At 55.1% G+C, this 25274-nt stretch carries 20 protein-coding genes; 9 read left to right on the top strand and 11 right to left on the bottom strand.

The genetic code is table 11. The features are described from left to right. Positions 1-39 precede the first annotated feature (39 nt). From dprA to surE, 8 genes are all read left to right on the top strand, one after another. Positions 40-1188: a DNA-processing protein DprA gene (gene dprA, locus FF011L_RS04645; RefSeq protein WP_145350536.1), complete on the top strand. Its 1149-nt coding sequence runs from the start codon at positions 40-42 to the stop codon at positions 1186-1188. A gap of 42 nt (positions 1189-1230) precedes the next feature. Beyond that, a complete protein-coding gene (locus FF011L_RS04640; protein ID WP_145350534.1) occupies positions 1231-3354 on the top strand; it encodes an ATP-dependent DNA helicase in 2124 nt (707 codons plus the stop codon). After that, positions 3339-5426, top strand: coding sequence for a thioredoxin domain-containing protein (locus FF011L_RS04635; protein WP_145350533.1), 2088 nt, complete (start codon positions 3339-3341; stop codon positions 5424-5426). Before FF011L_RS04640 ends, FF011L_RS04635 begins: the two co-directional genes overlap by 16 nt. A 135-nt stretch (positions 5427-5561) precedes the next feature. Next, positions 5562-7280, top strand: coding sequence for an apolipoprotein N-acyltransferase (lnt, locus tag FF011L_RS04630; RefSeq protein ID WP_145350531.1), 1719 nt, complete (start codon positions 5562-5564; stop codon positions 7278-7280). Between the two features lie 115 nt (positions 7281-7395). Then, entirely contained in the window at positions 7396-7986 is a 591-nt protein-coding gene (gene hpt / locus FF011L_RS04625; protein ID WP_145350529.1) for a hypoxanthine phosphoribosyltransferase, read from the top strand. Between the two features lie 2 nt (positions 7987-7988). Further along, entirely contained in the window at positions 7989-9200 is a 1212-nt protein-coding gene (locus tag FF011L_RS04620) for a glycosyltransferase (protein ID WP_145350527.1), read from the top strand. Then, the gene (locus tag FF011L_RS04615) at positions 9197-10294 is read left to right on the top strand and encodes a glycosyltransferase (protein WP_145350525.1); all 1098 of its coding nucleotides are present in this window, start codon (positions 9197-9199) and stop codon (positions 10292-10294) included. The genes FF011L_RS04620 and FF011L_RS04615 overlap by 4 nt, the downstream gene beginning before the upstream one ends. Beyond that, positions 10291-11049: a 5'/3'-nucleotidase SurE gene (gene surE / locus FF011L_RS04610; RefSeq protein ID WP_145350523.1), complete on the top strand. Its 759-nt coding sequence runs from the start codon at positions 10291-10293 to the stop codon at positions 11047-11049. The genes FF011L_RS04615 and surE overlap by 4 nt, the downstream gene beginning before the upstream one ends. On the opposite strand, the gene FF011L_RS26175 is transcribed toward surE, so the two are convergent. Next, positions 11046-11447 (bottom strand): hypothetical protein, encoded by a 402-nt coding sequence (locus FF011L_RS26175; RefSeq protein ID WP_218933010.1) that lies wholly within the window; start codon positions 11445-11447, stop codon positions 11046-11048. The two genes, surE and FF011L_RS26175, sit on opposite strands and share 4 nt — an antisense overlap. An 819-nt stretch (positions 11448-12266) precedes the next feature. Here FF011L_RS26175 and FF011L_RS26170 point away from each other — a divergent pair. Further along, the gene (locus FF011L_RS26170; RefSeq protein ID WP_218933009.1) at positions 12267-12410 is read left to right on the top strand and encodes a hypothetical protein; all 144 of its coding nucleotides are present in this window, start codon (positions 12267-12269) and stop codon (positions 12408-12410) included. A gap of 766 nt (positions 12411-13176) precedes the next feature. On the opposite strand, the gene FF011L_RS04590 is transcribed toward FF011L_RS26170, so the two are convergent. The 10 genes from FF011L_RS04590 to FF011L_RS04545 form a co-directional block, all read right to left on the bottom strand. Further along, positions 13177-13614, bottom strand: coding sequence for a hypothetical protein (locus FF011L_RS04590; protein ID WP_145350521.1), 438 nt, complete (start codon positions 13612-13614; stop codon positions 13177-13179). Positions 13615-13882: 268 nt separating this feature from the next. Then, positions 13883-14398: a hypothetical protein gene (locus FF011L_RS04585; RefSeq protein ID WP_145350519.1), complete on the bottom strand. Its 516-nt coding sequence runs from the start codon at positions 14396-14398 to the stop codon at positions 13883-13885. 2218 nt (positions 14399-16616) lie between these two features. Beyond that, a complete protein-coding gene (locus tag FF011L_RS04580) occupies positions 16617-17051 on the bottom strand; it encodes a hypothetical protein (protein WP_145350517.1) in 435 nt (144 codons plus the stop codon). Next, positions 17021-17254, bottom strand: a complete 234-nt coding sequence (locus FF011L_RS04575) for a hypothetical protein (protein ID WP_145350515.1) — start codon at positions 17252-17254, stop codon at positions 17021-17023. The genes FF011L_RS04580 and FF011L_RS04575 overlap by 31 nt, the downstream gene beginning before the upstream one ends. Positions 17255-17392: 138 nt before the next feature. After that, the gene (locus tag FF011L_RS26750; RefSeq protein ID WP_246109739.1) at positions 17393-17494 is read right to left on the bottom strand and encodes a four helix bundle protein; all 102 of its coding nucleotides are present in this window, start codon (positions 17492-17494) and stop codon (positions 17393-17395) included. Between the two features lie 543 nt (positions 17495-18037). After that, positions 18038-18460, bottom strand: a complete 423-nt coding sequence (locus tag FF011L_RS04565; RefSeq protein ID WP_145350513.1) for a hypothetical protein — start codon at positions 18458-18460, stop codon at positions 18038-18040. 98 nt (positions 18461-18558) lie between these two features. Continuing rightward, positions 18559-19032 (bottom strand): low molecular weight protein tyrosine phosphatase family protein, encoded by a 474-nt coding sequence (locus tag FF011L_RS04560; protein WP_218933008.1) that lies wholly within the window; start codon positions 19030-19032, stop codon positions 18559-18561. A gap of 107 nt (positions 19033-19139) precedes the next feature. Next, complete coding sequence (locus FF011L_RS04555) at positions 19140-19682, bottom strand: hypothetical protein (RefSeq protein WP_145350511.1); 543 nt, start codon at positions 19680-19682, stop codon at positions 19140-19142. 661 nt (positions 19683-20343) lie between these two features. Beyond that, a complete protein-coding gene (locus FF011L_RS04550) occupies positions 20344-23952 on the bottom strand; it encodes a YhaN family protein (protein WP_218933007.1) in 3609 nt (1202 codons plus the stop codon). Further along, positions 23952-25241: a metallophosphoesterase family protein gene (locus tag FF011L_RS04545; protein WP_145350508.1), complete on the bottom strand. Its 1290-nt coding sequence runs from the start codon at positions 25239-25241 to the stop codon at positions 23952-23954. Before FF011L_RS04545 ends, FF011L_RS04550 begins: the two co-directional genes overlap by 1 nt. Positions 25242-25274: the final 33 nt, after the last annotated feature.

Here is a 25274-nt window from a genome sequence, read left to right as displayed (position 1 = left end):
GCATTTTGCGTGTCCCGGTTTTTTTATGGGGCAGGTTTCATGGGGCAGCGGATAGAATCGAGCGATTCCGGATCGGTCGATCTGCAAGCGGCGAAACAAATCCATTGGCTTCAACTGACAATGCTCCCCGGGATCGGCCCGCGGATTTTGACCGCACTTCTCGAACGCTTCCAGACTCCGGAAGCAACCCTTGCAGCCAGCGAAACCGAACTGAAAACGGTTGCCGGCGTCGGATCGACATTGGCGAACAAAATTCGTCACGCGGCCGACCATGTGGCGGCACAGAAGATCCTCGATTGGTGTGCCGAAAACGGCACCACCATCCTCAGGAAGGATCATGGCCCCTACCCCAATCCGCTCCGGGACCTGGACGACGCCCCGCCCATCCTGTTTTGCCAAGGGGAGTGGAAGCCGCTGGATGCTCTTGCCGTTGGCATTGTAGGAACGAGGCATGCCACCCTCTACGGGCGGGCTCAGGCCGAACGAATCGCCTACGGGCTTGCCCGCGCAGGGGTGACGATCGTCAGCGGGCTGGCCCGCGGAATCGATGCCGCAGCCCATCGCGGGGCCCTGGATGCGGGCGGACGAACGATTGCGGTCCTGGGGGGCGGGCTGGGAAAGCTATATCCCCCCGAAAACCAGCCGCTCGCCACCACGATTGCCTCCAACGGCGCCGTTGTCAGTGAATATCGCCCCGATGCCTCCCCGCGTGGCGGAATGTTTCCGCAGCGCAATCGACTGATCAGTGGGCTGTCGATGGCTACCGTCGTGGTCGAGGCTCCCGATCGCAGCGGGGCCCTGATAACCGCTCGACTTTCCGGCGAACAAGGGCGAGAGGTACTGGCGCTGCCCGGGCCGGTCAATTCACGGACTTCGCAGGGTTGCCATCAGCTGATCCGCGACGGAGCTACCTTGATTCGCGGGCCCGAAGATATCCTCGAAGCGCTAGGGCCGGTTTCGGCAGCGATCCCAATGAAATCCGGGCAGACGATCCGCAGCGGGGCGGAGTTGCTGCTGAATGAGCAAGAGCGGACGGTTTTGCAAGCCATTCAGCCCCAATCCACTTCGATTGACGTGATCACTTCGGCAAGTGGGTTGCCAGTTCAGCGTGTCCTAGCCACGATTAGTGTTCTCGAGTCACGTCAGTTGGTACGACGGCTGAGTGGCCAATACGTGGCGAGGATTTAACTGACACCTCCTCCGCCAGCTTTTTATATAGGACAGCGGCCCGTGCCCCCTCCCCTCGATGCGGATGCGATTCTTGGCCCTGAAGGGCGGATCGCCCAGCGATTAAAACAATACGAAAACCGACCGCAACAGCTGGAAATGGCCGCCGCGATCACCAAAGCTTTCGAGCGGGAAGAACACCTGATCGCCGAAGCAGGCACCGGAACGGGCAAAAGTTTTGCCTACCTGGTTCCAGCAATCCTGCATGCCACCTCCGATCAAATCGAATCGCCCGATGCCGCTGATTCGCCGGACGCAATGGATGCCCCCAATGATGCCTTGCAAAAAGCAGCCTCCGGCCAGGCTGCCGACTCCGGCGCTGCAGGCCCCAAAGAAGCGACCGGAAAGAAAAACCGCAGGGTCCTGATTAGCACCCACACGATCAGCCTGCAAGAACAATTGATCGAAAAAGACCTGCCGATTCTTAACAGTGTCATCCCCCGAGAATTCTCGGCCGTGTTGGTCAAAGGACGCGGCAATTACGTCTCCCTCCGCCGACTTGCTTCCGCCAAGGCCAAATCGACTCAGCTGATGGGATTTGATCGTCAAATCCAACAGTTAAAGGCGATCGATCAATGGTCAAAATCGACGAATGACGGAAGCCTCAGTTCCCTCCCGATTCGCCCTGACCGCGATGTTTGGGATGAAGTGCAAAGCGATTCAGGCAACTGCTTGGGCCGCAAATGCAAAATGTACAATGAATGCTTCTATTTCAAGGCCCGCCGCCGAGCCATGCGTGCGCAGATCTTGGTGGTAAATCATGCATTGTTCTTCAGCGACCTGGCCCTCCGCCAACAGGGAGCCCGCATCCTGCCAGATTACGATGCGGTCGTCCTTGACGAATGCCATACGGTCGAAGCCGTTGCCGGAGACCATATGGGGATTCGCGTCACCAGCGGACAGATCGATTACATGCTGAACAAGCTGTACAACGATCGAACCCAAAAAGGTTTGCTGGTGGTGCATGACCTGCAGCAATTGCAACAAGACGTGGAAGCCTGCCGTTTTGCCTCGACCAACTTCTTTGCAGACCTGCTTGACTGGCAGGAGACCCAAGGACAAAAGAACGGGCGAGTGAACGCAACCAAAGTGGTCGCCAATCCCGTCAGCAAAGCCCTTGAACTGCTGGCAGCAAAACTGCATCAATATGGCAGCGACCTGAAGAACGAATCGGACAAACAGGACTTCATTTCCGCCCACGATCGTCTGATGTTACTGGCAGGGCATCTTCGCAGCTGGAACGAACAGGCCTTTGGCGATTCGGTCTACTGGATCGAACAATCGGCCTCTAGCCGTGGCCTACCTCGGGTCACGTTGGCCGCTGCCCCCATCGATGTTGGCTCGGTCCTTCGTCAACAGTTGTTCCAACCTCGCGAAGAGGAAGAGATCCCCCGTCCCAAGTCGGTCATCCTGACAAGCGCGACCCTGGCGGTTGGCAAGGAAAAGGATTTCTCCTTCTTTCGATCGCGAATAGGGGTCAGCACCGGCGGTTCCCTTAAAGTTGGCAGCCCGTTTGATTACAAGAAACAGGCTCAACTGGCGATCGTGACCGACCTGCCCGATCCGTCGGCAGAACGCCACGCCTTTGAACAGGCTCTGCCGGCGCAGATTCAAAAGTACATCGCAAAAACCGATGGGCATGCTTTTGTGCTGTTCACCAGTTACGACCTACTGCGTCGCTGTGCAACCGCACTCACGCCATGGTGCCGCGTCCAAAAAATGAACCTCTATGCTCAAGGCGGAGACCAAACGAGGACTCAGTTGCTGGAAGAATTTCGCAAGCACCCCAGAAGCGTCCTGCTGGGGACCGATAGTTTTTGGCAAGGGGTGGATGTCCCGGGCAATGCACTGCAAAACGTGATCATCACGAAACTACCGTTCAGTGTTCCCGATCATCCCCTGCTGCAAGCTCGACTTGAAGCGATCCGCGCTTCCGGGGGAAACCCATTCCGTGACTACCAATTGCCTGAAGCGGTGATCAAACTTCGGCAAGGATTTGGACGATTGATTCGTACCGCATCCGATACGGGAATCGTTGTCATCCTGGATCCTCGAATCCAAACGAAACCGTACGGCAAAACCTTTCTTGAATCCCTTCCAGAGATGGACCGATGCCCAACCAGCTAGCCAAATCGCGAAGCCCTTATCTGTTGCAACACAAGGACAATCCGGTCGATTGGCATCCCTGGGGTAAGGAGGCTCTGGACAAAGCCAAGAAGGAGAACAAACCGATCTTCCTGTCGGTCGGATACGCCGCCTGCCACTGGTGCCATGTGATGGAACACGAAAGCTTCGAAAATGAAGCGACCGCGGCCAAGCTAAACAAGCACTTCATCAACATCAAAGTCGACCGCGAAGAACGGCCAGACATCGACCAGATCTACATGAACGCCGTGCAAATGATGACCGGGCATGGCGGGTGGCCGATGAGCGTCTTCTTAACCCCTGACCGGAAACCCTTTTTCGCCGGCACCTACTGGCCGCCCGAAGCCAAAGCGGGAATGCCCGCGTTTGGGACCGTGATCGATGCGGTCGCCGACGCCTGGGAAAACCGTCAAGCCGACGCCCATAAATTTGCCGACGACGTTACAAAATCACTACAGGAAATCGCCGCGGGCCCCGCCTCCACGGCCGACAGCGTTGCCCCCTTGGCCGCCATCGATCAGGCCTGCCAGCGATTGATCCGGATTCACGACAATACCTGGGGTGGATTCGGCGAAGCTCCGAAATTCCCGCATGTGACCGATCTGGAATTGCTGATGCGGTACTACCAAAGACGCCAGGATCCAGCCGCCCTAACCGTCCTCCGCACGACACTGGATCGAATGGCGGCCGGCGGCATTTACGATCACCTGGGCGGAGGTTTCGCACGCTACAGCGTCGATAAAAAATGGCTTGTCCCGCACTTTGAAAAAATGCTCTACGACAACGGCGGGCTGGCCAAACTGTACCTACATGCCTATCAGCTAACCGCAGCAACCGAATACGCGGTGGTCGCCGATCAGACCCTGCGTTATCTGGCCAGAGACCTCGTCGACCCTGCCGGTGGCTTCCATAGCAGCGAGGACGCCGACAGCGAAGGGGTGGAAGGTAAGTTCTATGTCTGGTCGCTGGAAGAGATCCTTGAAGTCCTAGGAGAAACAAAAGGCAAACGGTTCGCCGCCGTCTATGACGTCAGCGAGGAAGGGAACTTTGAACATCAAAACATCCTCAATCTACCGGTTCCCTTAGCAGACATCGCGGAACAGCAAAACATCCCGCTCGCGAAGCTAGAATCGGAACTCGCCGCCGACCGCGAAAAACTAAGAATTCACCGTGATGCTCGAATCCATCCCGGTAGAGACGACAAAGTACTGACCAGCTGGAACGCGATGGCGATCGCTGCGATGGCACTTGGTAGCCGCGTACTGCCCCCCTCCAGTGATGAACAACCCTCCTTCGATTACGCGCAGGTCGCCAACACCGCCGCGGAATTCGTCTGGACGAAAATGCGAAATGAAGAAGGCCGGCTGCTGCATGCTTTCCGAGCTGGCGAAGCGCATCTGATCGCTTACCTGGATGATTATGCCTATACGATCGAAGCCTTTGTGCAGCTGTATGAAACGACCGGCGAAGCGAAGTGGGTGGAACGGGCATCCATCCTGGCAGACCAGATGCTGAAACATTACGAAGATGCGCAAGCGGGCGGATTTTTCTACACAGCCGATGACGCGGAAACCCTGATCTCGCGAACCAAAGACTGGCACGACAACAGCATTCCCAGCAGCAATGGCTCCGCGGCCGTGGCGTTGATCCAGCTCGGACGTTTGACCGCAAATCCGCGTTACTTGGAAGCGGCCGAGAAGACGCTGTTGGCCAGTAGCGTGGTCATCGAAGAACAATCGGCAGCGGCGGCGAAACTGCTGTCGGCGCTGGACAACTGGCATCAGGCCCACCAACAACTTGTGCTGGCCTTGCCCAAAGAAGAAAACGGCAGCGAACGGCAAGCGATGCTTGATGCACTTTTTCTTCACTATCGCCCACACAGCACGATCGCGATCCTGGAAAAGGACCCACCCGATGCGGGACCTCTGGCAGCTCTGTTAGGCGGAAAATTTCCCGTCGACAATAAACCGACATTGTACGAGTGCCAAAACCACACCTGCCAAGCGCCGCAGACGGGGTCGGTTGCCCTCAAGCAACTAAAGGCGAAGCCATAACCGCTCCAGATCATTCGATGGCGATTCTCATTACAAATCGCTGACGACAAAAAAAACGCCCGTCGAAGACGTTCACCTAATCGGATGCGTCTTTGCAAACAATCCTTCTGATCGATCACTACCCCACTAGTCCCCATGTCCTCTGGTTCCGAATCGCCTTCACCAACACCAACACCTTCATCTCCCGATCCACGATCTCGGCGACTGCAGAAGTGGCTCCCTTGGCTAGGTGCTGTCCTTCTCTGGTTGGCAATGGATCCGCTGAGATGGTGGGTGTTTGGATGGATAGCGTTGGTCCCCTGGTCCATCCTCGCGTTGCAAACGGAAGGGCCTGGAGCGAGCGGCTACAGACGTCTTTGGTACGCGGGAACCTTGTTTTGGTTGACCGCTTTATATGGTCTCTGCTTCGCCCATCCCGCAATGTTTCTCGGCTGGCTGACACTGTCGGCCTACCTTGGGCTTTATACACCGCTGTTTGTCGGTTTAGTGCGGACCGGGATCGCTAATCGAATCCCACCACTCGTCGGAATCCCGCTAATCTGGTGTGGTCTGGAATGGATCCGCGGTTACGCGTTCACCGGTTTCTCTGCCTGCATGCTGGGACACACTCAAGCCGATATCACGGTTGTCATCCAAATTGCCGACCTTCTGGGCAGCTATGCCGTTAGTGCGTTATTGGCGACCGTTGCTGCGACAATCGCGATCGTGATCCAGGCTCGCTTTCGATTCGGCGCCGGCACCGTCGCGATTCCGAAGCGTTTAGTGATCGGGGCCGTTGCCTCCAGCGTGGTGCTAGTAACGGCGACCCTGGCTTACGGTTCTTGGCGACTGCAACAACCGGAATCCGGCCCCGACGCTCCATCGCTGGGGATCCGCGTTGCCTTGGTGCAACGTGATGAAGCGGTTAAATACATCATGCCACCGGGACGCGAAACGGAAATATTTGATTCCTACTTGGATGGTTCCAAGGCTGCGTTGGCTGCGTCCGATCAAACCGTCGATTTGGTGGTCTGGCCCGAATCGATGTTCACGCGTGGTTTCCCCTGGATGCTTTTAGAGGAAACTGCAATCGTCCCCGCCGATGCTGGCATGACTTCAAGTGAATTCACCAATCGAGTCACCGTTAGTGCTGAACAATGGCAATTGAACGCTGGCGAAGTCCAACGCCGGATGACCGCAGGGAGCAAACAAACCGTCCCCCCAGCACTCTTGTTAGGGTGCGGCGTCATTCGGTTTGCAGAGCGTCCTCATAGTTACAGCGGAGCGGTTTTGGTCGAAGAGCGTGGGCGGGTGTCGGACTGGTACGGAAAACGGCACCTTGTCATGTTTGGCGAATACATCCCGTTCACCGAATGGTTCCCCGATGTCCATACCTGGATCCAGATGCCAAGAGTTTCAATAGGCCCAGCGGTCAAATCGCTGCAGTGCAAAGACGTAAATATCGTCCCGAACATCTGTTTTGAAACCGCCGTCGAATCGGTCCCGATTGGTCAGATTCGCAGTTTACTGGCGGAGGGCGAGAACCCCGATGTAATCATCAACCTGACCAATGACGCATGGTTCGGAGGGTCGCCAATCCTGGGGCACCACCGTCGCTGTTCGCAGTTTGCGGCAGTCGCCACCCGGCGGCCCGTATTGATGGCCTCCAACACAGGCCCCACCTTCTGGGCCGATGGAAGTGGGCGAGTTATCGATTCATTACCGAAAATGACAAAGGGGCATCTTTTGGTCAATCCAACGCGCGACAGCCGCTGGAGCCTCTACCAATGGTGGGGGGATTGGCCGCTCCGCCTATGCGCTGGAATTGTTTGCTATCTAGCCTTTCAAGGTGGTTGGCGAGCCAGGCGGGTTTGACAAATCGCAGCCGATAGCCCTGCGAATGCGAGCGATTTCGGTTACACTTGCCTCCCCCTCTGCCAGTCCGAAAAGGTCTGCCAGTCCGTAAAATCTGTGCCAAGCCGTGTGAGCGATGAAAGTTCTTCTAGATGAAAAACAACTGTTAGCAGGCGTCCGCAAGCTGGCCCAACAGATCGATGAACACTACCAAGGTCAGCCGCTCACAGTGGTCGCCGTGATGACCGGATCGGTCATCCTGTTTGCCGATTTAATTCGGATGCTGTCGATGCCTGTTCGTGTGGGGGTGATCCAAGCAAGCAGTTATCACGGGGAGAAAACCGCCGGCAAGCTGGCGGTCGACACAAAGATGCTGCTTGATGTCAAAGACCGCGATGTCCTGCTGGTCGATGATATTTTTGACACCGGGCGGACCTTGGACGGGTTGATCCAAACGGTTCAACAACTTGGCGCGTCCAGTGTCCGCAGCGCCATGCTGCTACACAAACAGCGGACCCACGACGTCCCCGTCCGGCCCGACTTTGTCGCCTTCGAAATCCCCGACGAGTTTGTCGTCGGGTATGGTTTAGACTACCACGACATGTATCGAAACCTTCCTTACATCGCCATTCTTGATGACGAAGAGATCGCCGCAGGAGAAAACGCTGCGATCCTTCAGACGCTTCCCACTGACTCATCAACCCATCGCAACCCATCGTCACTTTGAAGATGAGCGTTCTTCGCATCCTAATGGTTACTCGTCGCTTTTGGCCGCTGGTCGGTGACGATGCGACTCAACGGTTGGCGATGCTGGCTTCAGGGCTGAGGAAGTACCATGTTCAGGCCGAAGTCGTTGCCGCCCGCTACGCGGCTTCTTGGCCTCGGGCCCTGTCCGTCAACGAAACTCCCTTACACCGACCGGCTCCAGCCCCTCGCAGTGAGTGGTCGATGGCACGGTACACGCGTGCTTTGACGAATTGGCTGAAGGCAAACGCGGGCGGATACGACGCCCTGTATGCCGATTCGATGCGTGAAGAAGGGGCCGTCGTGGTCGAGGTCGCCAAGCGACTAGGAATCCCCTCCATCCTTCGGTATCACGGTACAGAAATCGGCAGCGATGCCGCCTGGTGGGGCGGTTCGCGTTCGAATCGGAAATGTGCAACCCACTGTTTGAAAGCGGACCACCTGATTGCGGGTCGCGCTTCGGCGGAACAAGCCCTTATCGCTGCCGGAGCTCAACCCAACCGGATTCAACGCATCCAACAAGGGTACCAAGCGGCTGAACCGCGGACGCCCGAAGCGAGAAAATCCGCCCGCCATGCGCTCTCTGCGATCAATTCAGATCTTTTTGTGCCCCTGGACGCCCAGGTCCTCCTGGTCACCAACCGCATGAATGCCGAAGGGGGACTGCGGCATCTGGTCGACACCCTGCCATCACTGCTTGACCGTTTCCCGCGTCTCCGCGTTTGGCTGCTGAACGACGGTCCCGACCGAATGGCCCTGTACGGTGCACTGCGTGGCACCGGTGTCCAAAACCTGATCAGCATGCCGGGCTCGTTCAGTTCTTTTGCGGAACCGCTTTTGGCCGCCGATGCCTATGTTCTTCCCAGCGCCTCCGATGGACTGGACTTCTATTTGCCCAGCGTCCTGAGTGCAGGCGTGCCAGCGGCGGTGGTCGACAGTTTGGAAACTCGCCGTATGCTGGGAACTTCGTTCTCCGATTGCCAGTCCTTCGCCGCAAACGATACGGGCTCTCTATTGAACGCGATCACTGCCACGCTAGAACCCTACGATATCAGCCAGGAAAAGGCTCGCCGCATTCGTCAGGTGATGCTGCAGTCACCGTATGACCAGATGGTTGAACAGCACGTTCGCTTATTCGAACGTTTGACAGGAAAACACCCGACCCCCAACCCATCGACTGCTGAGCTGACACCGTGACGCGACGACTATGCCTGATCATCCCGACCTTGGATCGAGGTGGCGCCGAAAAACAGTTGACGCTTCTGGCCGCAGGGTTACCACGGGACCAATTCGATCCGCACGTTGTTCTGCTCACCCGCGATGGCCCCCGCAGAGAAGCCCTCGATGCGGCGGGGATCCCCGTCACCTTGGTTGGCAAACGATTCAAAGCCGACCCCTCGGCATACTGGCGACTAAAACGAATCCTCCGCGAACTGAACCCCGATATCGTTCATACGTGGATCTTTGCCGCCAACAGCTACGGCCGTGCTGCGGCTGCGGCGATCAACGTTCCTGTGGTGATCGGATCCGAACGCTGCGTCGATCCATGGAAAACAAGTCGCCACTTTTTTATCGATCGCTACCTCGCCAAAAAAAGTGCTGCGATCACAACCAACAGTTCCGGAGTGAGCGACTTTTACGCCGCACACGGAATCCCAGCCGAACGCTTTCGCATCATCCCCAACGGAATCCAGCCGGCTCAAGTGGAACCGATCGATCGAACCGAAGCCTACCGCCGGTTGAATGTCGACCCCGAACGGCACCTCATTCTTGCGGTCGGTCGACTCTGGGCCCAGAAGCGATACAGGGACCTTGTCTGGGGAGGCCAGATGCTGGGCGAATTGCGCCGAGACACCACGCTTGTCATCATCGGCGATGGGCCTCAGCGAGCGGAACTGCTGCGATACCGCGACGCGGCAACGCTCCCGAAAAGGGTTCAATTCGCGGGCTCTCGAAGTGACATCCAACAATTGCTCCCCCACAGTAAAGCCTTTTGGATCGGAAGCGAATACGAAGGGCAAAGCAACGCGGTGATGGAAGCGATGCAGATGGGAGTCCCAGTCGTCGCGTCCGATATTCCCGGAAATCGAGACCTCGTGATTGACCAACAGACCGGCTATTTGCGTCCCCTGGGTGACCCGGCAGGTTTTGCCCAGGTGACCAACATGATCATTGAAGACCCGGATCGGGCCAAAGCGATGGGGGCTGCCGGACAACAGCGAATCGCCGAACATTTCTCGGTCTCACAAATGATCCGTAAACACATTGAACTATATAACGAGTTTTCATGAAAATTTTATTGACCAACGATGATGGCGTTTACGCTCCAGGACTGGCAGCGTTGGAAAGTCAATTGCGGCACCTAGGGGAGGTCTTTGTGGCAGCCCCCGCAACCGAGCAGAGCGGAGTAGGGCATTCGATTACGTTCCTCACCCCCTTGGTTTGCAAAAAGATCATTCTCCCCGATCGTCGCACGGTCTGGGCGGTCGAAGGTTCCCCCGCCGACTGCGTCAAATTGGCGATTGCCGAGCTTTGCCCGTGGCGTCCCGACATCGTTGTCAGCGGGATCAATAGCGGGCTGAACGCAGGGATCAACGTCCTCTACAGCGGGACCGTCGCCGCAGCGATCGAAGGAGCCTTTTTCGGGATCACCAGCTGTGCCGTCTCGCTGGAATACGCTCCCGATGCCGATTTCCAGGCCGCCGCGGTGATTGCCAGAAACGTCATTGGAGGAATCGCCTCGAAACCGTCGTCAGAGGGCGGACTGTTCAACATCAACATTCCGACCGAAGCGACCAATCATGCGGCCGAGGTCAAAGTCGTCCCGATGGGGTTGGCCCAGTACGGCGACCGATACGAAAAGAGGCAAGATCCAGGCGGTCGAGACTACTACTGGGCCGTATGGCACGCACCGGAAAAACCTCCGGCAGCCGACACCGATGTCACCGAACTAAGCGACGGACACGTCACCGTATCCCCGCTAAAGTTTGACCTCACCCGCAGAGAATTGCTCGAAGAGATGCAAGACTGGAATCTAAGAAGCTAGCAAGCTGCCCTGAATTGCACCCCCACTCGGAAATCGAAACCAGTCGGTCGACGCACAGGCAACGGTGCTCCAATTCGAGTACGAGCACGAGTACCGGGCTGCGCCCTGAGTACGATTCCTTCAGCGCCAAACGCTCGCAAGCCGTCAGTAAATTCAAAGCCTGGTTCTGAGGCCCTGCCTTTTTCGTATTTGTACTTGTACTCGTACTCGTACTCAGCACCGCGGTACTCGTACTCAGCACCGCGGTACTCGTACTCAGCACCGCGGTACTCGTACTCAGCATCGCGGTACTCGTACTCAGCATCGCGGTACTCGTACTCGACGCCCCGACTGCACTCCGCGACTGACGAGAGACGACAAAGACCGATTTGAGCGTGCTCGAAGCGAGGATCGACCAACGGTGCCCCATTTCGAGTAGGAGTACGAGCACCGGGCTGCGCCCTGAGTACGAGTACGATTCATTCAACGCCAAACGCTCGCAAGCCGTCCGCAAATGCACGGCCTGGTTCTGAGGCCCTGCCTTTTTCGTACTTGTACTCAGCACTGCGGTACTCGTACTCGACGCCCTCATTGCACTCCGCGACTGACGAGAGACGACAAAGACCGATTTGAGCGTGCTCGAAGCGAGGACCGATCAACGGTGCCCGAATTCGAGTAGGAGTACGAGTACCGGGCTGCGCCCTGAGTACGAGTACGATTCATTCAACGCCAAACGCTCGCAAGCCGTCCGCAGATGCACAGCCTGGTTCTGAGGTCCTGCCTTTTTCGTACTTGTACTCAGCATCGCGGTACTCGTACTCGACGCCCCCATCCCATTCTGCGACTGACGAGAGACGACAAAGACCGATTTGAGCGTGCTCGAAGCGAGGATCGATCAACGGTGCCCAGATTCGAGTACAAGTACGAGTACCGGGCTGCGCTCTGAGTACGAATACGATTCATTTAACGCCAAACGCTCGCAAGCCGTCAGTCGATGAATGACGTTCACAGCGTTCCTTTAAGACGTCCGTTTGGCCGACGAACAGTAGGGTTCTGGGAACCGGGAGACTTAACTTGCAAGCTGAAAGAAACGTTCGCAAACCCGGCCACGTAACACACCATGTGTTATCGGCGATTATAGCGAGCATTGGAGCACGACAGTGAAAAACAACGCCAGGACGCCACCCCATGGATTCGAACTAGTTCCGAAGCGTGGAAGATGATCGATGAGGTGGAAGATGTTTATTGACGATTGGCTTGCGGCGCAACCACATCGCGCTACTGAAAAGCAAAAGGAGAACGCCAGAGACAAGGCAACCGATATCAAGCAACGCATCGGATGCAAGAATCCCGAGCCGCGCCGTGACTGCGAGAATCGTTAAGGTAATCCCAACGCCAGTGCAGATACCAAGTGAGTAGACACGAGTGGAACGGAGCATGTTGGTCCATACGTGAGGGGAAGAGCCCAATGCCATCTACGTTCTTAGCGGAACGATGCGAACCGTCCGCCAATCGCATTGAAAACACAACGAATTTGCCGGTCGCCTTGCGCCCACCCGCGGGGAAATCGTTCCTGCGACAGGTTTACGGCACAACGAACGATTCGCCATCCGCATCGATATAGCATTCTTTTAACATATCGCACGAATCGGGACCAAGCAACAAACAACGACACCACGTCGCGGAGCAGCGACAACACGCATCAACGTCGACGCCGCATCACAAGCAGTATCATTCGCGTAGATTAGCGTTATTAGCGGGCAAAACATCCGAGCAACCTTGCGCGCTAATAACGCGAACAGATGCATCAACCTGTCTATCCCCAAACAAACGACACCTGCCCTGCAGGCTTAGGCTGTCACCCAAAGTAAAAGGGAACGCAGGAGCCGATCGCCTTCCGCGAGTAGTGTTTGCCAACATGGTCGGAGCATCAGCCTGCTAGAACAACCGCGATCACCGGCCCGCCGCGGTTGGTCGACCATGTGCAATCGCGTTTCGGCGCCGCTCTTACCATCGCAGGGTTACCCGTCATTGACCACGAAGCGGGACGGAATCGCCACCGCTTATTCAGCGAGACAGAAGGTTGATTTAGCTTGCGATTGATCTTAACAGTACCCGTTGCCGCGTCGCTTTCGCCACATTCGCAAATCAGCGTTGTGACATCCACCAGTTTACGGCGAACGCCAGCGCCACGGAAGAGATCATTACCGCCGTTACCGCCAAGTACCGCTTGGATACTGGCGCATGGCAGGCAGTGGCAACGGGTCGCCAAAGCAGAATAGAAAGCCCGCAAATCGCAAGAAACGCGGTGAACCCCATGACGCGGTATAGCGTTGGAGGGTAGGCATGCAGGGGAATGCGCCAACCGAGTGCCGCAGCAGCGGAGACAACACAGATTTCGTAAGCGACGTACCAGCACCAATGAATCAACGCGAACCACCAACCGGACTTGTGCCGGGGCAATAGCATCAACCCGCCAATGAACGCGGAAAGCCCGTAAATCTGATCTTTGGCAAAGGTCGCCGCGTAGAAATGAGAATCAATGGTGAAGCCGGAAGACAGTTGCATCACCCACGAGAAGAGCATGAAACCGCCTCGCAAAAGCAACACTATCGCAAGAATTGTAACGAGAGAGGTTTGCAAGCGAGTCAATCCAGAAGTCAATACATCGTCCGGAAGCGATGTAGGATCGTATGGATTTACGGTTTTAGTGTCCATCATCTGTATAGCAAGTCGATTCCAGTCGGCGAACATCTCCCGTCACCGAGGACGGACAATTAATCTTCCATTCACAAAACCACCCAAGCCATACGTCAATGCATTGCCAGCCCCTGGCTTTCTGTCTTCGTCGCACTCAGCGTGGAGCTTGCGACTGGTCAGCGACACTGCGTTTGCTCTTATCCTTTAAACGCGTGAATACAGCCTCAATCGCTTTGTTTGGTGGAGCCAGTTCAACCCGGTTGCCTTCATCGCTAAACGTAATTTTCCAGGTATCCGCGGGAGCGTGCCAGCGTCGTAAAAGGTCGGCATACGGCAAAAGAGACTGCTTGTCTGTCCAGTATTGAATGTGTAGCAGTTCGTCACGGACATGCCATCGCCCCGCAATCCCTGAGTCAGAACGGAATGCGCGGTCTGACGAGAATGTGCACGTTGGGCCCTCTTCGTTCGTAGGTAAGATCGTTTGTTTCCACTCGCCAACCAGCTGATTTTCGGACGCCGAAAGTGGTGCAACGTTCCAAAGAGCGATTGGAGCGACCTGCGGCGAGTCCGTTTTTTGCGGCGTAGACTCTACGACAGAACGCACTTCCTCATCCTGCCCAAACACAGGAGTCAGCACCAAAACAACGATAAGTAATGAGAGCAGGCGCATGTCGCTTCCTCAAAAAGAGTAATGACAGAACGGTTCGCATCAGCGGAAACGGTGGCAATGTTACCTACGACCAAGTAACAAAATTCGCGGTCTCCGATGCATACGCAGGCTGTTCACCGCTGTGCGTACCAAGGCAGATCGTGAGAACGCGAGGCCCTGAGTGCATGGTATCACCTTGAAGCCAAGGAAACAAATAGATCCGTCCTCGCCAGCAATATCGTCAATGGAATGATGCAGCAATCCGTCCAGGTTAGACAATTCACGCTGAAATGCGGCCCACATACGGCAGACGAGAAATACGCCCACAAGCAATAGTGCACCCGACGCAACTTGTGTCACGACTCGTTGTGGCGATGGGAGAAAAGGTGTTGCCCACACGACGGCGATACCAAGCGTGACTAGGCAACCGAGTAAAAGCGGGAAGTAAACCCGACCAAACCAACGAAGCCCCACAATACCGCAATGACGATAAACTGCGGTCACGATAACGCCTTCAGAGTGATTCCCAATCATGCGTTCGATCCGAAGATTCAGTCGAAGGTTCAAATTGACGGGGTTCGCCCTAACGAGGATCCAGTGTCCAGCACGTCATGGCGATTTTCTATGGAGTTCGTGGTTCGCCGGTTCAACTGCGGATCGGTGCATCCCCTCACAATCATGTTGATGACAGAGATTTTCCACAAACTTCTTCCCAAGGCCTTGGCATTGCCTCATGTCGAAACAGCGCGATTTCGGTCTGGATTCGAAGTGATTTCGCACGGACGAAATCATCCAATGAGCAGCGTCGTGCCGCATAGGATTTAGACAGAACCTCCTCACCTTCTCGCATCGCATCGAGCGCGACCTTAAGCTGCGTTGTTGCGAGATCGTTACCGGAAGTCGCGGAACCGTCGACCTGATCCGCAGACCGTGATACGCGAGAGCATCGACAGATACGCTTAAGGAACCTGACGAACGGTCGCAAGCAGAGATCGATACAAACCGCAAACAGGAACATCGACATGTAGATCGCAACCGATTGGCCGAACCGGAGCCGAGCAACGAAAATCGACATCGAGTCGCGAAGCAGCGACAACACGCATCAAGGTCGACCGCGCATCACAAGCAATATCATTCGCGCAGATTAGCGTCATTCGCGGGCAAAAACATGTGAGCAACATTGCCCGCTAATAACGCTAATTTCGCGAATGGATGCGCCAGGTTACCCTAGCCAGAAACGAACAATGACTGCCACGTAGCCTTCGCCTACCACAACCGATGCGCAAACGCCGGATCAAAAGAACCGATCGACCACCAAGAGCATGGAGTACCAGCGTGGACGGTACGTTAGCCTGCAAGAACGTTGGTCGTCACATGGGCATTGCACTGAACATGCGTGGCGGACGACTGGTCAAGCGGCCTGGATCCAGAGCCCTTAGCACCCTGGCCAAAGAGAGATCGAGCAACAATTCGACCATTATTAGAATTTTATTGCCCCCATCTTCTTGCCAACTCCTGCCGAGCAAATGGGCAGGAAAATGGGGGCAGGAAGATCAGAAGCCGATGAGTCTCGGGAACAGCCTAAGCAAGAGCGAAGAACGCCCAACAAGCCTGCAATCGACCAGAGCAAACACGGACAGCAAAACGTTAAAACTCACTCCGCGGCGGCAACTGACCTTCCGCTCCAGTGCAACTTACTAGTCACCCTCCCGATCGGGTTAGCACGAACAGTACCACACCAATTAGAACAGCGATGATGAATCCCGTAAGCCACAAGCGATCCCGGCGATGGCGGCGTTCCAAGTCGTCGGCAATCAGTCTGTTTTGTTCCATCCGACGCTTCGACTCACCCTCGACCCACGCGGGGTCTCCAAACTCGCATGGTGTGCCAACCGGAAGTCCGTTAACGACACACTGGACATGTGGATGGGAAGCGACTGTTTCCCGGCAATACTTGATAGCGTCGGATGCGGTATCGAAATTGACACAGTTTCGATTCGGAACAGTGTTGTAGCGTTCGAAGGGAGGCGTGGGCTCAAGCAAAATCCCAGTGAACGGGTCGACGTGAAAAACGGTTATGGCGCAATGTTCGTTGTCAGACATCGCTTGGGACATTCAGGATGCTGGGCACGTATGATGGGTTCAGGCGGATAACGGTTCGGTTCAGGGAGGCCGTGTAATGGATTGACCAATTTAAATCGGCTGACGCGCGGCCTTCGTTGCAATCGATGGTTGCGTCCTATTCCAACGGCTCTTCGGTCCAATAGTCAGTGAACTCTAACCGCTGGTCTTCAGTATAGTCATTGACGATCAAGCCGGCACGCAGCGGGTTACCGTACGCACCGTCGTTCGAATCCTTCAGATAAATCTCATGGTCCAGGACCACGATACAGGAACCGGTGTCGTCATTCCAAACGCCGGTTACGGTTCTACCAATTAGGGCGTCCACCGGGATGCCATCCGTTTCTCCAGCGCAGACCATTTCATCGCTGGTTGCGACAGTTAGTTCGGCAGTGAAAAGATCAAGGACCACACCAGATTCAAGTCGGAGGTAGTGAGATCGGAATTCGGCGGGGCCAATTCCTTTAAGTACAAACTCAGGTTTGGTTGGATGCGAATGACTAATTTGTGTCAGCCGTGAATCTAGAATGCGCTGTTTGGGCAGATTGGCCATTGAAGCGTTTTCAGATAGTTGCATGGAAGTGACGGAACGTAAGTGGTCACACGGCGGCGATTCAGGACGTTGCGTTCACGAGAAACCGTTGCCGCCGCACGAACACCACATGGTTCCGGCGGGTCTCCCCAATCGCAATCGTAATCGACCGCAGCATCATACTCCGCGACCTCTTCGGCGACACCGCCAAATTTCATCGCCATTCAAGTCAGCATCGAGACAATCCGGTGCAGCAATGCCTTCACCGCGGCATCGTCCTGAACCTTGAGCCCTTTCGTCGTCAGTAGCATCTCCTGAATTGCCGCATATTCCAACGCCGAACCACATGCAATGTCGAGGAATCACGCACGATCCGTGCGCCGGGATTTTCCGTTGCCTTCGGCGAAGTTGAGCGGGATCGATTGAGCTGCACGCAGCCACTGGTCGCTGGCGTGACAATACAATCCGCTGGGTGATTTACAAACGCCAATGCCTCGGCAAAGTATTCGATCGAGAGACGATATACATCGCGCCGATCGTGGTCGAAGATTGGATCGGTAATCAAATCCCCATTACTGGCCGAACCGGAGCCGAGCAACAAAAATCGACATCGAGTCGCGAAGCAGCGACAACACGCATCAAGGTCGACCGCGCATCACGAGCCCCATCATTCGCGTAGATTAGCGTCATTCGCGGGCAAAAACATGCGCGCAACATTGCCCGCTAATAACGCTAATTTCGCGAATGGATGCGCCAGGTTGCTTTAGCCAGATGCGAACAATGGCTGCCTACAGCCTTAGGCTACCACGAAAGCTGCAAGGGACGCTGAGCCGAAAGAACCGATCGATCACCGGGAGCATTGATTGCCAGCTTGAAGGCGCGCCAGCCGGCAAGAACGACCCGCATCACCGAGTCGGGAAAGTTGATTGTTCATTTGGAAAACCTCGCAATCCCGACTTCGGTGGATTCGATGGTTATCCGCAGATTCCCTGCAAGAGTTGTAAAGTTTAGCGAAGACGCTGAATAAATTCACGAAGGAATTCGCGATCCGCACGAGAATAGTAGCTGTAGTGTCCCATTATCTCATTCCCATCCGAATCCTCCACGGAGAAAACGCCGAGCAATTCAAACACGTTATCGCCGTCAATATTCGGCAACAACAACGTGCTGGAACTCGAGGAAAAGAGCATACCTGGCCCCGTCAAACTGTTTGCATCAACCCGCACGTCCAGGTTGCGAATGTCGATGGTTGCAGCCCAGAGAAATGCACGCAACACAACGAGAAAAACAGCCCATCCATACGGAACGTTTAACCACATCGTAAGCAGATAGACCAGAATCCCAATAGACAAACTCGACCAGGCCGTCGTGATAAAGAAACGCCAGCGACTGGCTTCTAAGTGCACCTCGGGTTCGACTGTGTCACTCATGAGAATCCGAGTCGGATAACGACCCGTATCACCGGGCCGGGAAAGTTGAGTGTCCATTCGTGAAATCGCCTAAGCCCGGCTCCGTATGAATGCGATGGTTATCCGTTGCTTGCGTGGTCCGGGAGAATACGGGCGACCGCATCAGCGATGAGGCTCTGTAGCTCCGGGTCCATGAACCGGTAGTCGTCTGGGATGTCAGCGCAGTGGATGTCCAAGTATCGCGTCTCGCCAGGGAAGTCGGCTCGCAGACGTGAAACATGCTTCGGTTCCATGGCGATCACAACGTCCGCCCATTTGAGGTCTCCGGACCGCACAACGCGATTTGCGGACCGGCTGGTGCCAGCCGAGCGAACCCGAATCAGGTCGTGGTCAGTGTACATCTTCTCTGCGGTTGGGCTGCGCCAGCGGTTCTTTGAGCAGATGAACAGGACGTTTACAGCATGTTGTTCGATTTGGTGATGCCCTTGTACGCGTGGGTATTCCATGCCGAGTTGCTTCGCGCGGTGCAGCTTTTCGGAGCGGAGATAAAGGTCAGACCACTTCTTCTCGCGTGGCGACAGGTCATCGTTCATGATTCAGTCGGGTAACGCCAGGCATCACCGGGCGGGGAGAGTAAAGTCTTCTATTTCAAAACGGCCGCAAGCCCCGCTCCGTGTGAATGCCATGGTTATCCGCGTAACTATACCGCGAGCGATTGGCCGCTGCTGCCTGGTCGGCGAATCCAGCAACGCGACACAAGGAACAGCCAAATGCAAATAATGCCAATAAGGTAAAGTGGCCAAAACCCGAACCGGAAAATTGGGTTTGGCAGCGAAAATCCATTGATTTCTGCAAGCAGGGGCAAGTCTTCGTAGCACTCGTTTGGAAGCCCAACAAGGCGACCATCTCGGAATTGCGCAAAGATGCTCTCGCCACTGTAAGTTGAGAAGCAATAGTATGTGTCGCCATCTTCCATCGGACGCTCGGTTCCTCCAAATGTATCTGGGATATCCTTCATGACATCTATTTCCGAAGCGGTCAAAAATCGCTGAGATGCAAAGTGCGTCGCAACTTCATCAACTGAATCACCGTTGTGAATCTCCGACGCTAATAATGATGTCACGTAGTACGAGGAGTACTCGCTCGTAAACCACAGGTGATACAGTTTCGCAAGCGGGAAATATGCAACAATAACAGCGACTGCAATAAGGAGCGTTCTTGCTAGGTAACGATGTCTATTCATTTGGCTGCCATTCAGATGAGTCGGATAACACTCATCCTTACCGGACGTACCGGGTAGGAATAAATGGTTTTGGGGAGGATTCTTGGTGGTTCGGCGGTGTGAACAAATCTGTATGCGGTGACGATTTTTGGCGGTGGGAGACTTATTCTCACCACTTCACTCCACCACCATGCCTCTATTCTCACTGCTAAATCGGACTGGAGCAAGCTTCTAATTGCGATGGCTAGCGATTAAATCGCCTCGGAGATGAATCAGCAAATGCATTCAGCAACCTCTGCGTCTTTTGCCTTGCAAGTAACATCCCTTTTTTATCGCACACCGCTTTGCATCGAAAATTTGGGTTCGACGACGCCAATCGCTCGTGCACAGATCTTTAAGTCCCCTGGTAATTGGCGAATCGACAGTTACATCGATGACTCGCATTTAAATAGGACTTACTGTACCGCTCACACAAAAAACGGCGATTGCTGCCCCCCCCAAAAAAATGCTCAATGACGACAACTTGGTCGGACGCCAAGCCTCCGCTCAGGCGATAGCGGACGTGGGTGATAGTGCGTGGACGTGGCAGCACGCACCTCATCGATTGCGATCGATGAGGGGTGGTACCGCGGGGAGAAGGCAGGGGGACGCTGGCACGGCCAATCAAACGACTCGCTTGCAGTTACAACGCATGCGAATGGTATTCGTTTGACTGCAAAGTCTCCTTCGCTAGATCTAACAGATGCTGGTGATGCGTGAAAAACAACACCTGCGTCTGCTGACTTAGCTCTGCCAAAATCTTTAAAGCGGCTGCCGAACGTCCATCGTCAAACTGAATCAGAATATCATCCAAGACCAATGGAAATGGTCCGCGACGTTTTAAGTGCGATTCAAGGCTCGCCAAGCGAAGCGACAGATAAAGCGCATCGGCCGTCCCGTCGCTCATCGCAGTCACGGGGACCATATCCGAACCTCGCAGCCCTACCAGCACCGGCCGGCCGCGTTCGTCAAAATCGGCTCGCAATCCGCTGTAGTCATTAAGCGTCAGACGAGCGAACAAACTTTCCGCGCGCGCTAAAACAGGCCCCTGATTCGTTTCTCGATAGCGTTCGATCGCCTGTTGCAGCGCGATGTCCGCGACGCGAAGCGTTGCGTAATCCATTGCGTCCCGTCGAATCTTCGCCAAACTATCTTGAAGCTCCTGCTGGGCCTGCGCCGCGGCACCTCGACCGTCCATCGCTTCGACGCCGCTGCGACGCTGACCTAGCCTTTGCAACTGCTCGGTCAATCGTTCATCGATCTCAGCCAACTCGGCCTGTTCGCTGGTTACCTGATCTTGCAGCTCGCTGGCGTCCGTCGTTTCCACCATTTCAACAAACGCTGCCAAGTCTCCCGACCCCGCCAATGTTTGTAGATGCGAATCAAGGCTGGTCCGTTCCAACACCAACTGATCCCGTTTCAGGGCCTGTTGCTCGACGGCACTCAAGTCATCAGCTCGCTCACAGCCAGCCTCTTTGATCAAAATCTTCAATTCGGTCTCTGCCGATTCCCAGTCGACCTGCATCTGCGATTTTTGTTGCTCCGATTGCTCCAATTGTTTCCGCAATGAAGCACGTTGCTGGTGGTTCGTTTGCTGGGCATTTAATTCCTGCCACAACTGCAGAACGGACTTCGCGGGATCTTCGTCCGCAGGCAATTCCATCAGATCCAAAAGGTCTTGGACTTCATTGACAAACAGATCCGATTCCCGCTGAATGCTGTCTCGCTGCTGTTCTAAACGAGCACGATCTTCATTTAGCCGAAGGACTGCATCGATATCGTGGATGATCCGATTAATACTATCGGGGTGCAGATCAGCCGACTGATTGAGGTAACTGGTGGCCTCTTTCCAGTGCGTTCGCCAAATTTGCATTTCCGCATTGCACTCTTCCAAATGACGTTCCGCACGAGGCAATTGGCTTTTCAATAATTGCCGTGCTTGTGCCTGTTGCTGAAAATCAGAGAACCGGGCACGCTGCTGCTCCAGCTGATGCTTCGCGGTCGTGTACAGCCAGATCAGATCTTGCGGATGTTCCAGCGGCGGTTCGGGAGAGCTGGATTGATGAACCGGTTCTTCGCCATCACCCAGCCATTCTTCATGCGGCGATTCAAGCACGTCCAACAAGGGGCGATCATCTTCGGACGGCGCTAGATCTTGTTCTGTATGTGTTCCCTCTGGCAGTCCGGAACCGGCTGGGACTTCTGCAAACCGCAACGCTGTTTGCAATCGATTGACGGCCAGAGCGACCGACTGTTTCGCTTCGCGAACGGCCAGCTGAGCGTCATCAAGCTCGCCGTGCATCTGCTGCAAACGATCAAAGGCGGCTACCCAATCTTTCATAACCGCGGGCTGATCCGCACGGATCCCATGCTGTTGCCAAAGGTCCAACCATTGCCGCCAAGCCTCGTTGTACGCAGCATCGGCTTCCTGCCTAGCTTCTGCCAAGTTTTCCAATTGCGTTTGCAGCACACCTTGCTCGTGCTCCAATTGCGCCCTGCGTTCGACGCGTTGGACTTCACTGCGCAAGATATCGACACAGGCATCGGCGTCTGCGATCGCTTTCCCAAGAATCGCCCACTCTCCACCCGAGCCGTCCTGCTTCAGTCCAAGCCCCTGCAACTGATCATCGCGAACCTGACGCAACTTGGCCAAATCGGCTTCGCTAGGGAGCGACTGCTTGCCACGGGCGGCGGCCAGTTTGTCGGTGATCTCGGTCAGTTTTTCTTCACCGGCGTGGATTTGATCGATCGAATGCTGCAAGTTTTTAGCAAGCTTTTCAAGCAGCTTGGTCTCTTCAGCAATTTTCGCAGCGGACGGGATTCGCAGTTCAAAGACTTCGGTCAAAGTCCCTTGAAATCCATCCAGCTTCTGCAATTCGCTTTCCGCGCGTTGCAATCGCTTGTTGCAATTCTTTTCGGCCGTTCGCAGTTGATCGAGAAGGAGCTGTGGTTGTCCAATTTGTTCCAGAACAACCGCCAAAGCCTGCGGGTCGGTCGGCGGGGCGCTGCCCCGTTCACTCCGCTCGGCCTCTTCGGCCTGCTGTTGCAGTTCTTTTAATGTCCGTTCCGCGGAACTTACCTTCTCGTTCAATCCGCCGTACTGATTGAAAAGGTTCTGGATCGCTTCCCGCCGAGCAACTGGAATTTCAAGCGATTCCATATCGACCGTCGCGGCGTCATGATTGATCCGCTTTAGATCGTTCGCAATCTGCCGCTGCAGAGAATCGATTTCAGCACCAATGTCCGGCAATTTCCGCAAGGTCTTTTTCCAAGACTCCAATCGCTCGTACAAAGACGTGATCTGCTGCCCATGGCGGAGCGCATTTTCATCCGAGGAGATCGCGTCCCACTCGGTTTGCAGATCCTTCAAGCCATTCTCGATCCGCTGCCGTTGTTCTTCAACGAGCATCCGTTTGCGGTCCGCAGCACGATGCCGCTCCGCAAAATCTTTGGAGAGGATCGGGATGCCTTCACACCCCTTCAGTTCTTCACAAAGGATGGCGCGGCGGGCAACAAGTGGCAAAGCTTCTAAACGGCGACGGTCGCGATCCAACCTTGTTTTGCGTTTCTGAACTTGTTCGCGCAATTCCTTGGTTTCGGCAGCCAGTTGTTCGTACGCCTGAACCCGCTGAACGTAGTCCGCCGGTTTCAGCAGCGCCTCTTTCATTTCCCGTCTGGCCTGTTTCAGACGTTCAAGATTTTTATTGATCGCAGGATTTGCGCCCGAGCGGAGAAACAAGTCGCTCTGCTTTTTCTTCAGGATCTGCTGAATATTTGTCAGCTGTCCCAAACCCGCTCCAGCAGCGAACAAGATTTCGCCCAGGTCGCCTTCCCCTTGGCTGATCGATTGGCCCCCTTCATTCAATCGCGGATGATTCAAGCCAAATTGCCGCTCGAAGATTTCTTTATCGATCGCGGTCAAAAAACGAGCCAGATTGGCTTCGTCTTGAGCACTTCCATCCGGATTGAGAAGCGTATTGCGATTCCCTTTCCTACGGACGAATTCCAGCGATCCATTTTGATCGTCGACAATGTGACCGCCAACGCGAATTTTCGCATTGCTATGCAGAAAGTTATCTTGAGTTCGCGATTCGATCCCATACAACAGCCCCGTGATCGCACGGAGCGTTGTGGACTTCCCCGATTCATTGGGTCCAAAGATCAAATGCAAACGATGAGGGCCAGCGGACAGATCCAAACTGCGATCGGTAAACCCACCAAAGGCCAATAGGTCTAAACGTTCCAATCGCATTACGAATCCTCTTGCTGTTTCAAATGATGATGTAATAGGGGGCGTGCGGCGGCAACCCATTCCTGCAGCGATTCCGGCGCCAACAGATCAAGCGGTTCCACATTCGCAGCGGTCAGTTCTGCGGGCAATTTTCGCTGCAACGTCTGCAGCGCTTCTTCGAACAATTCTAAATCCGTCAATTGCTCCATTTCGGACAGCACCGCTTCCAGGCAGCCCAGTGGGCCGGCGGGATCAAAATCGAGTTCCGATTCTAACTTAGGACGGGTTTTGATTCGGACCTGTTCGATCCACGTCTGCTCGTTGGCAACGCTAATCGCGTGAGCACGAAGATTGTTTTCAAAATCGATTCGATTCGAATTTAGAATTTCATGCAGTGCTGAAGCTCCGGTCACCCGAATCCGATGGACCAAAATCCGGTGTTCGGCTTGTTCCATCGCCGCCTGCAACCAATCGGCATACAGGTCATACAGTTCGTCTTCGGTTTCGCATTCAGCGGCATCTAATTCACAAACTTCCCAGCGAACAACGTCCAGGGCCTCGAACTTTGTTGTCGGTTTTCCCTGTTCGTCGATCTCGACCACGACACAACCTTTAGCACCGGTTTCCCGCGGGTGTCGGCCTTGGATATTGCCCGAAAACAAAATCGGTGCGGCCGCCGGATCGGTTACGTCATGCTGTTCCGAACGGGTGTGCACGTGCCCGAGTGCCCAGTAGTCATATTCTTTGTCGGCTAATTGTGCTGGCGTACAAGGTGCATAATTATCATGCCCTTCCGCCCCGGTAAGGCTGGTATGCAGCAGGCCAATGTTGAACATCCCCGCATCTGCAGGCGGGTATCCTGGAATCATGTTCTCCGTTTCGGAACGTTTCCCAAACGAACGGCCATGGACGACGATCCCCAGATCGAGAAAACGCCGCGATTCGGCTTGCCGGCTGCTAAGCATGATTTCACTGCCGTCCGGATTTTTTGGCAGTGGAAGCGACTTGGTCATTTGACTGGCAGCGTCATGATTACCACTGATCGCTACCACGGGGATCCCCGCTTTGATCAAACGACTGACCTGAGTCACAAAAAAGAGGCCGGTGTTAAATTCCTGCCAATCCCCGTCGTACAAATCACCGGCGATAACCACCAGATCGACTTCTTCTTTCAGCGCCAGCGCAACCAGATTCTCAAGGGCACGTCGCGATGCTCCACGAATCTGTTCGACCGGAGCTCCCTCGTATTGCTCAAGGCGCTGGAGCGGACTGTCCAAATGCAAATCCGCCGCATGAATGAATTTTTTCACCGCAAGGTACTAAGCTGAAAGAAAGAAACTGTA

This window comes from Roseimaritima multifibrata (assembly GCF_007741495.1).
Taxonomy (GTDB): Bacteria; Planctomycetota; Planctomycetia; order Pirellulales; family Pirellulaceae; genus Roseimaritima; species Roseimaritima multifibrata.
Note: the sequence above shows the minus strand (reverse complement) of the source record. Positions and strands in the feature narration are given on the sequence as shown.